9 protein-coding genes are annotated in these 16,308 nt (G+C 38.3%); 6 read left to right on the top strand and 3 right to left on the bottom strand.

All coding sequences use genetic code 11. The annotated features are described in order from the left end of the window. Positions 1–5: 5 nt before the first annotated feature. From GTH24_RS13295 to mltF, 3 genes are all read right to left on the bottom strand, one after another. Positions 6–2,492 carry a fimbria/pilus outer membrane usher protein gene (locus GTH24_RS13295; RefSeq protein ID WP_115350075.1) on the bottom strand — a complete coding sequence of 829 codons (2,487 nt, stop codon included), beginning with the start codon at positions 2,490–2,492 and terminating at the stop codon, positions 6–8. 180 nt (positions 2,493–2,672) lie between these two features. After that, entirely contained in the window at positions 2,673–3,221 is a 549-nt protein-coding gene (locus GTH24_RS13290; RefSeq protein ID WP_072068711.1) for a fimbrial protein, read from the bottom strand. Positions 3,222–4,047: 826 nt separating this feature from the next. Continuing rightward, positions 4,048–5,505: a membrane-bound lytic murein transglycosylase MltF gene (mltF, locus tag GTH24_RS13285; RefSeq protein WP_072068710.1), complete on the bottom strand. Its 1,458-nt coding sequence runs from the start codon at positions 5,503–5,505 to the stop codon at positions 4,048–4,050. 264 nt (positions 5,506–5,769) lie between these two features. On the opposite strand from mltF, the gene purL reads away from it, so the two are divergent. The 6 genes from purL (at position 5,770) to glnB (ending at position 16,246) form a co-directional block, all read left to right on the top strand. Beyond that, on the top strand, positions 5,770–9,660 hold the full coding sequence (purL, locus tag GTH24_RS13280; RefSeq protein WP_164526495.1) for a phosphoribosylformylglycinamidine synthase: 3,891 nt from the start codon (positions 5,770–5,772) through the stop codon (positions 9,658–9,660). Between the two features lie 689 nt (positions 9,661–10,349). Then, positions 10,350–11,798, top strand: coding sequence for a sensor histidine kinase (locus GTH24_RS13275; protein ID WP_072068708.1), 1,449 nt, complete (start codon positions 10,350–10,352; stop codon positions 11,796–11,798). Beyond that, on the top strand, positions 11,798–12,853 hold the full coding sequence (qseG, locus tag GTH24_RS22325) for a two-component system QseEF-associated lipoprotein QseG (protein ID WP_277606427.1): 1,056 nt from the start codon (positions 11,798–11,800) through the stop codon (positions 12,851–12,853). Before GTH24_RS13275 ends, qseG begins: the two co-directional genes overlap by 1 nt. A gap of 11 nt (positions 12,854–12,864) precedes the next feature. After that, positions 12,865–14,202, top strand: coding sequence for a two-component system response regulator GlrR (gene glrR, locus GTH24_RS13265; protein WP_087803278.1), 1,338 nt, complete (start codon positions 12,865–12,867; stop codon positions 14,200–14,202). A 73-nt stretch (positions 14,203–14,275) separates the two neighbouring features. Continuing rightward, the gene (locus GTH24_RS13260; RefSeq protein ID WP_072068706.1) at positions 14,276–15,892 is read left to right on the top strand and encodes an NAD+ synthase; all 1,617 of its coding nucleotides are present in this window, start codon (positions 14,276–14,278) and stop codon (positions 15,890–15,892) included. 15 nt (positions 15,893–15,907) lie between these two features. Next, complete coding sequence (glnB, locus tag GTH24_RS13255; protein ID WP_072068705.1) at positions 15,908–16,246, top strand: nitrogen regulatory protein P-II; 339 nt, start codon at positions 15,908–15,910, stop codon at positions 16,244–16,246. The last annotated feature ends 62 nt before the right edge of the window (positions 16,247–16,308 follow it).

Genomic DNA, 16,308 nt, shown 5'->3' with positions numbered 1-16,308 from the left:
GTTCATTAAAATCCCTGGCATAATAACAATTCGCGTTTTAGTGGATCGTTAATTGCTGCCGGGATCGTAATCGTACATTGGGTTTTACCACCCCAGATCACGTTTAATGATTCATTGAGGTTAACGCCCGCAATATAAACTAGGCCTTCTTCCATCACCATTCCCATATTCTCACCATCTTTATTAGTGACTTCAGCACCAAACGGAGGGTATTTTTGATTAGCTGTTTGCAAGATAGCCATTAGACGTTCACCTTGGCGCACTGGGAATGTGTAGTAACCAATAGCTCCTTCAGTTAATGTTGTGGAGGTGATGGCTTTATGTGTTTCAATATTTGAGTCCATTTTATCAACATCAATACGTGCATCAACGTTGTTATAGCTGGTTAAGTCAGTGAGTACCCCAATGCCAAATAGATTTGTTGTCGTACTTTGGTTGTTAAACGGCACTCCTGAAACACCATCCGTATCAACCATCATTCGAGCTGTACTGGACGTCATGCTGCTACTATGCAATGCAGCCCCATGGCGAGTCGCTGTAAATCCGCCTTTCACGGTCGCACCTACAGCAACATAATTATCTTGTTGATAGCTTGCATTGGCATTAATTTCTGCATATTGCGAACGGTGTTGATAATAACCATCAGTATTGGCTTTATGATCTGAACTTAACCCCGCACGGATACGCCACAAATTGTTATAATTGCTATTATCAGAATAAGAGGCCATTTGGTTCACTTTTCCGTTATTGTCTTGCAGGCTATAACCTATATTTTTGCCACCGCCTAAGGGAACTGAAATATTGAAAGAAACACTGTCATCAGTATTTCCTTTATGCTGAGTACGGAATGCAGACAAGTTAGTATTAATCTGCTCTATGCCCATAATAGAAAAGTTACGACTTACCGTTACACCATATTGCTCTTGTGTATTTTTATCCCAATAATTTTGATGACGATAAGAAAGATAAAGCGTTGTCGATTTCTCAATATCATCAGCCCAGAAAGTTTTGTTACCAGTAATGGTATACATCTCTTTTTCATAACCATTGCTACTAATATCGTTGTAACGTTCATCAATATATTGAGAAAAAGATCGGAATGTTTTCTCTGAAAAGCGGTAGCCCGCAAAAGTAATTGTACTATGGTATTCATCGAATGTTTTAGCATAGTTCAGTTTGAATGACATTCCGTTGATATTTTCATTATCATAGGTTTGGCTATAAGATTGAGTAATATCACCAGAAAGTGTACCTAGACGCCCCATATCGTGACCTAAACCTAATGACCACGCATTGTAATCTTTAGCTGTTAATAAAACACCACCATACAGCGACCATGTGTTGTTCATACCCCATGAAAAATCACCTTGATAAAAAACAGGGCCCTGCATTTTATGGTTATTGAGCGATGGCTGGCCGATTGATGTGTTATAACGCACTGAACCAGGGCGTGTCATATAAGGTAAATTGGCTGTTTGTACTTGAAATTCGTTTACTTTGCCGTTTTGTTCTTCCACTCTGACATCTAATTGACCTTGTACCGTATCTTGTAAATGTTTAATAATAAAAGGGCCAGCAGGAACTGTGGTTTCATAAATTAAGCGACCATTTTGAGTCACGGTAACTTTAGCATTGGTATTTGCAATACCATGAATTTCTGGTGCATAACCTTGCAAAGATGGCGGTAACATTCTTTCATCACTTTGGATATTGGCACCCGTAAAGCGAAAACTATCAAAAACTTGGGAATTTAAATACGTTTCACCTAACGTTAATTTAGCAGCTTGATTGGGCAGTGGTTTATAGGCGTAGATCTGATTCCAATCAAAGCTATTGTTTGATGAGTATTCAGATGAATAATTTCCTTGGTATTCAGCACGTAAACGCCATTCACCAAAATTAATACCCGCTTGCCCATAGCCTGTCAGCGAGTTGTTATTGTTACCTTTATTAGGACGTGTCGATATTCCTGTTAAGGTATAATCAAGTAATACCCCTGATATGCCTGGGTCCCATAATTCGGGAGGAGTCCAGTCTGCATCTTCGTATTTCATTAATGAACGAGGAATAACAATATCAAGAATACCGCCATCATTTTTGATGGAGATACCTGGTAATTGATTGATATTGAAGCAATCAGGGGAAATCTTTTCGATAAATTTTTGATTTTCTTCGTTAATGGTTAATTTTTTTAGAAGAGAAGGGTCAATACAAGCAACAGAATAATTAGGTTTTACTTCAACATAATTAATGTTTTGGCGAGGGAAATCTCGTCCATTTATGCGAATATCCAGATAGTACATACCAGGAATAATGTAATTAGAAGTCGCAAAGCGAGACAGATCGACATTATCTCTATCTTCAGCATCTAACATGTGAATGTTAAATTCCACAGAATCATCTTGCTCGGCTTGAGCGAAAAACGCTAAGCACAATAGCAAAATGGCACAAATGTTTTTCCATATTGTGCTGTGAAAATAAGAAATTAACATGAATAAACGCCTAATTATTAATTAAATAGAAACTAATTAATTAAATAATGAATATTTATTTAATTACTTTTTATTTTTATTTTTTATTAAATTGAAGTGTTTTATCAAATTTAACGCAGAGGAAATCCCCTGCGTTAATGCAGTAATTTATTATTTAATTAATTTAAATAAATAAAATGATTACTGATAATCAACTTGGAAGTTGATAACGGCTTGGAATTCGCCCGGAGTTACGGCTGCGTCTGCTGATTCAGCTTGAACGTAAGCAACGAATGGAATTTTTGAAACACCATTAACTAATTGTACTGGTGTTGTTGCTGTATTCCATTTAACTGATTTGCTACCAGCATCCATTAAACCGATACCTGCACCAGAAGCTGAGCCAGAAACGAAAGAAGCTAAATCTTTGTTTGTTGCATTAACAACGCTTGGTGTATAGCTAACAGTTGCTGTTTTTGCTACGGTAGTATCACAGTCTTGTAGTTCGATATCTTTTTTAACGTTACCCGCTTTTTGCATATTCGCTAATGCAGATGTTGGGATTTCGCTGAAATCAACAATAACTGGACTTGAAGAAGCTGCTAATCCACAAGCTGAATTAACAATTTCACCTTTTAATTGAATTTCGCCTTTAGTTGCGCCAATTTTTGGTGTGGAAGTTTCAGCAGTTGCAACAGAATTAATACCAAATACTAAAGCAGCAGCTAAAGCAATTTTACTCAGTTTCATTATAGATAATCCCTTGAAGATCGTGCGTATTATTATTTATGAAAAAATAATATTAATGTCGGAATATAAAAATTGATTTGCATTATATTTCGAGTTGTTTCGAATAATGACTGATTTATATGATATCAACAAAGGCGTTCTATTTGATATAACGTTTTGTTAGTTTCCGCAAATTTCAGATTTAATCTGGCCTATTCCACATTAATAGAATTTTATATAGATTTATTCATTTTATTACTCAATTTATGGGTAAAAAAGTTTATCAGGCAGATAAATTTAATAGACAATACAATTAACATTGTTTTAACTTTATAGGAATTGATATTATTAACATTACTTTAAGAAAATTAATAAAATCAATTATAGATTATCATAATACATACAATTCAAAGGGTTATATGTTAATAATATAAATATCAGGTTAATTCTTATCACGAAAAAAGTTTTCTAAAAAGAACAATCATAAAATGAATAATAACTGATGAGATAATTCCTACGTATTTAAGTTAATTTTTTCTTATATTTCACCTATTCTGATAGTCAAAAAAGGACTTGTTGGGCTGTTTTTGATGCGTTTTACTCATCTAGTGAGTGGTTTAACTAATGAATGTTACCATTTTTTAACACGATTTTTTTCCAACTTTAGTTAAATAAAGGTAAGAGAAAATGTAACAAATTTTAATATTAAGAAAATATTAAGGGGATATAGAGAGAGGAATATCTGCTATGAGATATCAGAAATGACAGGATAAATGTGTTAAGCCTAGAGTAAGCCTCTATAAAAGAGGCCTGAACGGTATGTAATGCATCATTAATGACGAGATGATTATTGAGATAATGTTAATGATGATGTCTCTTGATCCGCACTTTCATTACTTTCTTTGTCTTTAGATAGGATCTTGTTTTTACTCTCTTTCGCTTGGAGATAGCCTACGAGGCTCAGTTGATATCGACGAATATTCTCAACGTAGCGATAAGCTTCATGTCCTCTCGCGTAGCCATAAGGGAGATCAACATAATATTTCTTCTGGCTAAGTAGCGGTAATCTTGATTTTACATCTAACCAACTGTCAGGATCTGCGCCTTGTTGTTCGGTCAGCCTTCTGGCGTCAAGCATATGACCAAATCCCATGTTGTAGGCGGCTAATGCAAACCAAATTTTCTCATCTTCAGGAATAGATCCAGGTAAACGAGAAAGAAGATGTTTAAGATATTGAGCACCACCGCGAACACTTTCTTCAGGATCAAGCCTATCAGTGACTCCCATACTTGATGCAGTAGGGCGTGTTAGCATCATAAGACCTCTAACACCTGTTGGTGACGTTGCATGAGGATCCCAATGTGATTCTTGCCATGCCATTGCTGCTAATAATCGCCAATCAAAGGTATCCGCGTATTTCTCAAAAAGAGGCTGATAGTTTGGCAAAATGGAATCAATTGCAGTAATAAAAGAGATAGTGTCAAAGTAATCAAATGAACCTACATGGCCAAAATACTTTTCTTCCAATCGTGCTAATACATCTTCTTGAGATAATTGGTTAAAGTAATCTAGCATAGCGGCATACAAACTATTATCTTCGCTATCAGGTAAATACCATGTCAGAGGACGGCTTTCAGTCACCTCAAATCCTACGGCAACATTAGGGTGAATACGTTGTTGTACTGCAACACTGATTGAGTCGGCTAAAACATAGGTAATTTTGCCTTCTGATAACGCTTCAAGTAGCTGAGAGGTTGTTTGATTGTCTGATTCTTCCCACTCAAGCTCAGGGTATTGCGTTTCTTTTAGTGTACGCAATAAGCTTGCATGGGCCGAACCTGCCGTGACGACAAGGCGCCCATCTAAAGCATCAAAGCTACGTGGCCTTAATGTTCCTTTACGGTAAATTAATTGCTGAGATACTGAAAAGTAAGCAGGCCCACTACGTGTCGTATCTAATCTCTCTTTGTTATAAAGTAATCCAGCTGCGATAAAATCTGCTTTATTATTCTCCAGATCATCAAACATTTGGTTGATATTTGTCCGCATATTAACGACAAGCTTCACGCCTAGATAATCAGCAAAGCGTTTCACTAATTCATAATCGAAACCTACGGGGTCCTTTTTATCGTTCATCGTTATCAATGGTGATGGCATCGTACTAATTCTTAACTCACCACGAGATAAAATCTTATTTATCTGCGCTTTTTGCCTATCGGGCCAAGTAATATTCAACGCAATAATTGCCGCTGAAAAGAGCGCTATGATAACGATAACGAAATAGTTTATCCTTATATTATTCAATAGGTTATTTCTCGTTAACGTTGTTTGTTGTTGTGTGTAAAATCGTTATCTTAACATGGATAAATTTCCAGTAATCGAGCATTTTGCTTAACATATTGGTAATACGCAACTTGATTACACCAATTAATCATTAAAACACACTAAGTTAAATGCCGTTATTTTGTTCACGCAAACGGTTTCGTCTGGGCGGTTATTCTATTATACTAGGCGCGTTTCCCCTGAATGATTGATCAGGCTAGCTGCTAAAAGAGAGAACTCAATACTATGGAAATCCTGCGTGGCTCCCCCGCTTTATCCGCGTTTCGTATTAATAAATTACTCACTCAATGTCAGGAAAATGACCTTCCTGTACAAGGTATATATGCGGAATTTGTTCATTTCGCAAAAGTGGAAGGGCAGTTATCTGAAGATGACCACATTAAATTAAGCCAATTATTGCATTACGGGCCTTCATTAACAGAGCATGAGCCTATTGGGGAAATGCGAGTGGTGACACCTCGCCCTGGAACTATTTCACCTTGGTCTTCTAAAGCAACAGATATTGCACATAACTGTGGTTTATCCAAGGTGGTCAGAATTGAACGTGGTATCGTTTACTTTATTGAAGGCGATACGATGACAGAAACACAATGGCAACAGCTTTATGGTTTGATTCATGACCGAATGATGGAAACCATTTTCTTAAATTATCAAGATGCAAATACACTGTTTGCGGAGCAAACGCCAGCACCATTAAAAACGATAGATGTGCTTGCTAAAGGCAAAGATGCGCTTGTTAAAGCAAACATTGAAATGGGATTAGCACTTGCTGATGATGAAGTTGATTATTTAGTCGATGCTTTTAATCGTTTAGCTCGTAATCCAACTGATGTTGAACTTTATATGTTTGCACAAGCCAACTCTGAACATTGTCGCCATAAAATATTTAATGCAGATTGGATTATTGATGGTAAAGCGCAAGATAAATCATTATTTAAAATGATTAAAAATACGTTTGAGCAAACTCCTGATTATGTCATGTCAGCATATAAAGATAATGCGGCTGTTATGGAAGGATCGGTTGCTGGACGTTTTTATCCTGATGCTGAAAAAGGGCATTATCATTATCATCAAGAACCCGTACACATCTTAATGAAAGTGGAAACACATAACCATCCAACAGCAATTTCACCTTGGCCGGGAGCTGCAACAGGTTCTGGTGGTGAAATTCGAGATGAAGGTGCAACGGGGCGTGGTGCGAAACCTAAAGCGGGTTTAGTTGGATTCTCAGTATCTAACCTGCGTATTCCAGGATTTGAACAACCTTGGGAAGAAGATTTTGGTAAACCAGAACGTATTGTAAATGCATTAGATATCATGACTGAAGGACCATTAGGTGGCGCGGCATTTAATAATGAATTTGGTCGTCCTGCATTACTAGGCTATTTCAGAACTTATGAAGAACAAGTTAATAGCCATAATGGTGTTGAAATTCGCGGTTACCATAAACCAATTATGCTAGCTGGTGGCATTGGTAATATTCGTGAAGATCATGTTCAAAAAGGGGAGATCACTGTTGGCGCTAAGTTGATCGTATTAGGCGGCCCATCGATGAACATCGGTCTGGGGGGTGGCGCGGCTTCTTCTATGACTTCAGGGCAATCTGATGCAGACTTAGATTTTGCTTCTGTTCAACGTGACAATCCAGAAATGGAGCGACGTTGCCAAGAAGTTATCGATCGTTGCTGGCAGTTGGGTGACGATAACCCTATCTTATTTATTCATGATGTAGGGGCAGGAGGTCTTTCTAATGCGATGCCTGAATTAGTTAATGACGGTGGTCGTGGTGGTCGTTTTGAACTGCGTGATGTTTTAAATGATGAGCCAGGAATGAGCCCACTTGAAATCTGGTGTAATGAATCTCAAGAACGTTATGTGTTGGCAGTATCACCAGAAAAAATGCCTCTGTTTGATGCATTATGCCAGCGTGAAAGAGCACCTTATGCCGTAATTGGTGAAGCAACGCAAGAGCGTGAATTAGTATTAAACGATACACACTTTGATAATAAACCTATTGATATGCCATTAGACATATTATTAGGTAAAGCACCTAAAATGTTACGTGATGTGAAATCACAAAAAACAGAAGGTGAGTATCTAGATCGTAAAGATATTAATTTAAAAGATGCAGTCTATCGAGTGCTTCATTTACCTACCGTGGCTGAAAAAACCTTCTTAATTACCATTGGTGACCGCACTGTAACAGGCATGGTTGCTCGTGATCAAATGGTTGGTCCTTGGCAAATTCCTGTTGCTAACTGTGCTGTTACTACAGCAACATTAGATAGCTATTATGGTGAGGCAATGTCTATTGGTGAACGAGCGCCAATCGCACTATTAGATTTTGCTGCATCTGCACGTATGGCAGTTGGTGAAGCTTTAACGAATATGGCTGGTAGTGATGTACAATCACTTAATCGTATTAAGCTTTCTGCTAACTGGATGTCAGCAGCGGGGCATCCTGGTGAAGATGCTGGTTTGTATGACGCGGTGAAAGCTATTGGTGAGGAGTTATGCCCAGCGTTAGGTATCACTATTCCTGTTGGTAAAGACTCTATGTCAATGAAAACACGTTGGCAGGATAAAGATGGAAAAAATAAAGAAGTTACCTCTCCACTCTCTTTAGTTATTACTGCATTCTCTCGTGTTGAAGATGTTCGTAAAACGGTAACACCTGAATTATCGACACAATCAGGTAACCGTTTATATCTGATTGATCTGGGTAATGGACATAACGCATTAGGTGCAACAGCATTAGCACAAGTTTATCGCCAATTAGGTCAAAAAGCCGCAGATCTTCGTAATGTAGAACAGCTAAAACAATTCTTTAATGTGATGCAACAATTGGTCAATGAAGGCAAATTGTTGGCTTATCATGATCGCTCTGATGGTGGTTTATTTGTCACTCTTGCAGAAATGGCATTTGCCGGTCACTGTGGGTTAAATGTTGATATTAGTGCTTATGATGAAGATATCTTAGCGGGACTCTTTAATGAAGAGTTAGGCGGCGTGATCCAAATTAGCGCTGAGCATCAAGATGTAGTTGAAGCATTATTTACGCAATACGGTTTAGCTGATTGCTTACACTATTTAGGTCAAGCAACACAAGATGATGCCGTTATAATTCAAAGTCGTGAAACTGAAGTTTATAATGAAAAACGCAGTACACTACGCCTTTGGTGGGCAGAAACAACATGGCAAATGCAACGTTTACGCGATAACCCTGAGTGTGCTAATGAAGAACATCAGGCAAAACAGGATATCAATGATCCGGGGTTAAACGTACATTTAACCTTTGATCCAAGCGAAGATATTGCAGCTCCTTATATTGCAACAGGAAGTCGCCCTCGCATTGCTGTACTAAGAGAGCAAGGTGTTAACTCTCATGTTGAAATGGCGGCAGCTTTTGACCGAGCTGGTTTTGATGCTATTGACGTTCATATGAGTGATCTACATTCGTCACGACGTTCATTGAGTGATTTTGATGTGCTGGTGGCGTGCGGAGGATTCTCTTACGGTGACGTATTAGGTGCAGGCGAAGGTTGGGCTAAATCTATTTTATTCAATTCTCGTTTACGAGATGAATTTGCTCAATTCTTTGAACGCCAAGATACCTTATCGCTTGGTGTCTGTAATGGTTGTCAAATGATGTCAACATTATCTGAACTTATTCCGGGGGCGGATTTATGGCCTCGTTTTGTTCGCAACCGTTCTGAGCGTTTCGAAGCTCGCTTTAGTTTGGTTAAAGTGACAGAAAGCCCATCGTTATTGCTACAAGGCATGGTGGGTTCACAAATGCCTATTGCTGTTTCTCATGGGGAGGGTTTTGCAGAGTTTCGTCATGCTGAACAATTGGCACAATTAGAGAAACAAAATTTAGTGGGATTACGTTTTGTTGATAATTATGGTCAACCAACAGAACAATACCCATTAAATCCTAATGGTTCAGTAAAAGGGATCACCGCTGTTACAACAAGGGATGGACGTTCAACTATTATGATGCCTCACCCTGAACGTGTATTTAGAACGGTCAGTAACTCTTGGCATCCAGACAGCTGGGGTGAAGATAGCCCTTGGATGCGATTATTCCGTAATGCAAGGAAGCAGTTTGATTAATTAGCGGTAAATTATCTTAGGAGTAATTACATAAAGCCTCTACTTTGTGAGAGGCTTTATTATATTGATAATAAAGGTATTATTTTTTATTGTGTAAAAACAACGACACCTAGCTATTAACTTGTCTCTTTTTGGCGACATTTAACTTATTGAAATATAAGTATTTGTAAAATTTGAGGTAACTCTGTCTGGATATGGAGACAGCTTGGTTACTTTATAACTAGATAAAAGAGAGATGTAAATAAAACATCATGGATGTTTTTTTATTTTTTGTTTGTTTTCAATTGGTTAATGTTTTTATTTAAAAGTTGGCACGCGTTATGCATTATATAAATCAGTTGCTCATTCAACTTTTTATGTCGGTCCACAATATGGGTGGGAACATACCACATAAGCCAGGAATGACGCCAGAGTAAGGTGCCTACCGTCCAACATCATGATACTCGTCTTCGGACCTTATCAAACACAGGGCGACACGTGGAGTGAGGCACCACCTTCATTCTCTTTTAGAGAGAAAAGAGATGAAATCTTGACGGGCGGAATATCTCAGTAAGATATTCCGCTCTCCCACTTCTAGAGCCTGTCATATTTTCTCGCTTGTGTTTGTTATCCTCACCTGATTTTCTAATGTCGGACTTTTTTCTTGTTATCAAGTCATGTAGCATCGCATTACTCTAATAGGTGTTGAGATGATTTCATTGAAAAAGTGGCGTATTTTTCCTCGTTCTTTAAGACAGCTCGTGATAATGGCATTTTGGATGGTGCTATTACCTTTACTTGTCCTTGCTTATCAAGCTTATCAAAGCCTCGATCAATTAAGTAATCAAGCAGCAATCACTAATAAAAATGCATTGGCTGATACTGAACGTAGCGAAGTTATGCGAAATTTAGCTATTGAGATGGAAGGAAACTATCGTCGTTATTGTGTTTTACGCGATAAAACTGATGATGATATGTATCAACAACGCTATCAGCAATACACCAAACTCTTCTCAACATTACAACAAACCATAATCCCGCTTTCTTCATCTAAAGAAGCTGACGTACTTAATTCCTCCCTTGAAAAGCTAAAGTCTATTCAGTGTGAAAGCAGTGAACCTACGAAAGACATGCAACAAGCTCTAGAGCAGTTCTCTTATGCCAATAATCGTATAGTGATGCTAACAAAAGAGATTATTTTTAGCCGTGGCGAACAGTTACAAATGGCAATTGCTGAGAAAGGACGTTATTTCGGCTGGCAGAGCCTTATTGTGTTCGTATTCAGTTTGATCCTCATCGCACTATTTACCCGAATGATCATCGGCCCTGTTAAAGGGATTGAAAAGATGATCAATCGATTGGGAGAAGGGCGAACACTTAGTAACAATTTGGATTCTTTTCAAGGACCTCGGGAGCTTCGATCGTTAGCTCAACGTATTATTTGGTTAAGTGAACGATTAGCATGGCTTGAATCACAACGGCATGAATTTTTACGTCATATTTCTCATGAGTTAAAAACGCCACTTGCTAGTATGCGAGAAGGTACAGAATTATTAGCTGATGAAGTTGCAGGTCCTTTAACGCTCGATCAAAAAGAAGTGGTTTCTATTCTTGATAATAGTAGTAAGCAGTTACAGTTATTGATTGAACAACTGCTTGATTATAACCGTAAACTTTCTGAGGTTCCTCAGCAAATTGAAGAGATCGATTTAACTCATTTAGTGAATGATGTGGTATTAGCACACAGCTTACCGGCCAGAGCGAAAGAGATTAAAACGATAATTTCACTTAATCTGACAAAATGTCGAGCAGAAGCAACATTATTATCACGAGTTATCGACAATCTCTATTCGAATGCGGTGCACTATGGTGCTGAATCAGGTAATATCTGGATCTCTAGTTATCAAGTTGAACAGAAGATAGTGATTGATATAGCCAATAAAGGAACGCCTATCCCTGAATCTGAACAAAAAATGATTTTTGAGCCCTTTTTTCAAGGTTCTTTACTACGCAAAGGTGCTGTAAAAGGAAGTGGTTTAGGTTTAAGCATTGCTCATGACTGTATCAAAAGAATGGAAGGTGAATTAAATGTTGTTCCTTCTGACTATGCCGATGTCTGTTTTCGTATTGAATTACCGCTACTTTCTGAGAATAAATAATGCAAATCAGGTCACAAATACAAGCATCTCCTCATCATGAGTATAAAAAAATAAATAAACAGATGCTTGGTACTGAACCGTTATCTATGGCTCCTGCATCAACTAGAAAGATCGCATTAAATTGGAAACAGTGTGTCTTGATTTTTATGCTTCCACTGGTTCTTTCAGGCTGTACGCCAAAGTCGCCTACTGCATCGTTAGAACCCGAGCCTGATGCACCCGTTGTTAAACAAAGAACAATTGATTACCGTTGGGCTGAATGTAAAACATTAAGCGCTTTTTATGATGAAGGCATTAATAATGCACTTTATTGGTTACGCACAATTGAATGTACGAATCGCATTATGACTACAGAAGCGCAACGTCAAGCAAATAGCGTTGTCGTTACAGGCTGGGATGATGCATTTTATAAAAGCATTTTATTAGAGCGTGCTGGTATGACGATTGCTGATCGTCGAACACAATTAGTGTTACTAGAAAGCTACAAACTTCAATTTCCAAGCTCTATGCGTGTTTTATTATCGACATGGATTGAAAATCAAACACTCATTCTCTCTTTAGCAGAAGAAAAAAATCGTTATCGTCGTTTAACTACTGAAACGGACAATAGAATAGATACACTAAGAAAAGAGAATAATGCATTACAGCATGAACTGAATATCACACTGAAAAAGCTTGAAAGTCTTACTCAAATTGAAAGGCAGTTATCGAATAGAAAACAAAGTGGCTCTGTTGATTCGTTATCACAAAATGAGGATTTAACGGAGAGTGTGGTAACCACATCCCCAGAAACAGAAAAAACAGTTGTTGAAAAAACGACTGAAAAGCCTACTTCTACACAATCGATAACAGAAAAACCAAAGAGTGAGGAAAGAACACCTTCTGCAACAGCGGTTAAACCTGAGCCTTCAAAACCAGAATCTGCAAAACCTGAAGCGGTTAAACCTGAACCTTCAAAACCAGAGTCTGCAAAACCTGAAGTGGTTAAACCTGAGCCTGTTAAAACTGAAATAAAAAAACAGGATGCTAAACCGACTGAAGTAGGATCTAAATAAGGAGAATGTGCATGGCTGGCCATAAATCAGCAAATCTTTTACTTGTCGATGACGATCCTGGGTTATTAAAGTTACTTGGTATGCGGTTAACAAGTGAAGGTTTTCATATCTTCACCGCTGAAAGTGGGCAAGAAGCACTAAAACTTCTCTTAAAAGAAAAAATAGACCTTGTTATTAGCGATCTGCGCATGGATGAAATGGATGGTATGGCATTGTTTGCTGAAATACAGCGTCAGCAACCCGGGATGCCAGTCATTATTTTAACTGCCCATGGTTCTATTCCTGATGCAGTTGCAGCAACACAACAAGGTGTATTTAGTTTTTTAACTAAACCCGTTGATCGAGACGCCCTTTACAAGGCAATTGATGAAGCACTTGAATTAGTAACCACAGTTTCAGATGAAGAGTGGTCTAAAGATATCGTGACACGTAGCCCACAAATGCTACGTTTATTAGAGCAAGCAAAGTTAGTTGCACAATCTGATGTCAGTGTACTTATTAACGGCCAAAGTGGCACAGGTAAAGAAGTTCTTGCTCAAGCCATTCATCGTGCAAGCCCTAGAGCTAAAAAACCTTTTATAGCCATTAACTGTGGCGCCTTGCCGGAACAACTTTTGGAATCTGAATTATTTGGTCATGCGAAAGGTGCTTTTACAGGAGCAGTAAGTAGTCGTGAAGGTCTATTTCAGGCGGCTGAAGGCGGTACACTATTTTTAGATGAAATTGGCGATATGCCAATGGCATTACAAGTTAAATTATTACGTGTTTTGCAAGAGCGAAAAGTTCGCCCATTAGGAAGCAATCGTGATATTGATATTGATGTCCGTATCCTTTCTGCCACACATCGTGATTTACCTAAAGCGATGGAGCGTAATGAATTCCGTGAAGATTTGTTCTATCGTTTAAATGTGGTGAATTTACGAATTCCGACATTAAGTGAGAGAGCTGAAGATATTCCTGTTCTTGCTAATCATCTATTACGTGAATCGGCTAAACGCCATAAGCCTTTTGTCCGAAGTTTTTCTACTGATGCTATGAAGTGCTTGATGACAGCAAGTTGGCCAGGAAATGTGCGCCAATTAGTTAACGTGATTGAACAATGTGTCGCTTTAACGACAGCTCCAGTTATTAGCGAAGCTTTAGTGACACAAGCCTTACAGGGTGAAAATACCGCTTTACCTACATTTGCTGAAGCAAGAGGGCATTTTGAAATGACTTATTTGAGAAAGTTACTGCAAATGACGAAAGGTAATGTGACTCAAGCAGCACGTATGGCAGGACGCAATCGCACTGAGTTTTACAAATTGTTATCTCGTCATGAACTAGATGCGAATGATTTTAAAGAATAACCTTTTCAGATAACGAATATATTTTTAAACTAGCTTTCCTTTAATGCGAAAGATAGCGGAGAGACTAATTTTTATGAGTCGTAAATTAAAACTCGCAATGGCTCAACTCAATTGGGTTGTTGGCGATATAGAAGGTAACTGTGAACGCATGTTATCTACCGTTAAAGCGCAAGAAGAGGCCGATCTGGTCATGTTTTCTGAGCTGGCTTTATGCGGTTACTCTCCTGAAGATCTGCTATTTCGTCCTGATTTCCAGCAACGTTGTGAAACACAACTTACGCGTTTAGAACAAGCAAGTAAAAAAACAGCGATTGTTGTTGGACATCCTTGGTGGCAAAACGGCAAAATTTATAACGCACTCTCATTTTTCTATAAAGGCGAGTTACAAGCACGTTATTTCAAACAGCAATTACCTAATTACGGTGTGTTTGACGAAAAACGTTATTTCCAACAAGGAAATGAACGTTGTGTTGTGCCATTTAAAGGTTACCATTTAGGTTTGTTAATTTGTGAGGATATCTGGATTAATGAGCCTATCGATGCATTAAAACAAGCAGGGGCAGATCTTGTTTTATCTATTAACGCCTCGCCATATAACCGTGAAAAACCCCATGTTCGTACACAGTTAATTAAAGAGCATTGTCAAAGAACGCATCTTCCTGTGATCTACCTTAATCAAATTGGTGGCCAAGATGAGCTGGTCTTTGATGGTTGTTCTAAAGTATTTGATGAAAGAGGTACGATCACACATCGTTTAGCTGCATTTGATGAGCAAACAGCAGTTGTAGAGTTTGATGAATTAACCATCATCCCAATGGTAAATCCAGCACCAGAACTTTCACCTTTAGCGCAAGTGTATCAAGCATTAGTGCTTGCAACGCGTGATTATGTCACTAAAAACGGTTTTAAAGGGGCAATTCTCGGATTATCTGGGGGGATTGATTCTGGATTAACGGTTGCTATTGCGGCTGATGCATTAGGAAAAGAGAGTGTTCAAGCAGTTATGATGCCTTTTCGTTATACTTCCGAAATGAGTATTCATGATGCCAAAGAACAAGCTGATTTATTAGGTGTTGAATTCGATACGGTATCTATTGAACCAATGTTTGATGCTTTTATGGCACAGTTAGCACCAATGTTTAAAGATACTGCCGCTGATACTACAGAAGAAAATCTACAGGCTCGCTGTCGCGCGGTGATTTTGATGGCGATGTCGAATAAACGCCGTCGCTTAGTGCTCACCACAAGCAATAAAAGTGAATCCGCTGTGGGATACTCGACATTGTATGGTGATATGGCGGGGGGCTTTGATGTGTTAAAAGACGTCCCTAAAACATTAGTTTTTGAACTATCTAAATATCGTAATACACTTTCACCGGCTATTCCTCAACGTGTGATTGATAGACCACCATCAGCAGAGTTGGCGCCGGGGCAAACTGACCAAGATAATTTACCACCTTATGACATTCTGGATGCTATTCTTGAAGGTTATGTTGAACAGGATAAATCTGTTTCTGATTTAGTTGTTGCTGGATTTGATGAAGCAACGGTCCGTAAAGTGATAAAATTAGTCGATATTAATGAATACAAGCGACGTCAAGCCCCAGTAGGGCCACGTATTACAAGTCGTAATTTTGGTAAAGATCGCAGATACCCAATAACAAGCGGTTTTGGTCGCCACAACTGGTAATAGCAGGATAATACGATGAAAAAAATTGAAGCGATAATTAAGCCGTTTAAGTTAGATGATGTAAGAGAAGCGCTTGGTGAAGTGGGTATCACGGGAATGACCGTAACTGAAGTGAAAGGTTTTGGTCGTCAAAAAGGGCATACTGAACTTTACCGCGGTGCGGAATACATGGTTGATTTTTTACCTAAAGTAAAAATTGAAATTGTTGTTGCTGACGAAATTGTTGAAACTTGTGTAGATACCATTATGACAACAGCACAAACAGGTAAAATTGGTGACGGTAAGATTTTTGTTTTTGATGTAAGTCGTGTTATTCGTATTCGTACTGGCGAGCAAGACGAAGAAGCTATTTAATTATTTAAGTTAAATAATACATTTTATTAAAGCCTGATATTTTTTAGTCAAAATATCAGGCT

Source organism: Proteus vulgaris, from assembly GCF_011045815.1.
Taxonomy (GTDB): Bacteria; Pseudomonadota; Gammaproteobacteria; order Enterobacterales; family Enterobacteriaceae; genus Proteus; species Proteus vulgaris_B.
This window is presented reverse-complemented; position numbering and strand designations above follow the sequence as displayed.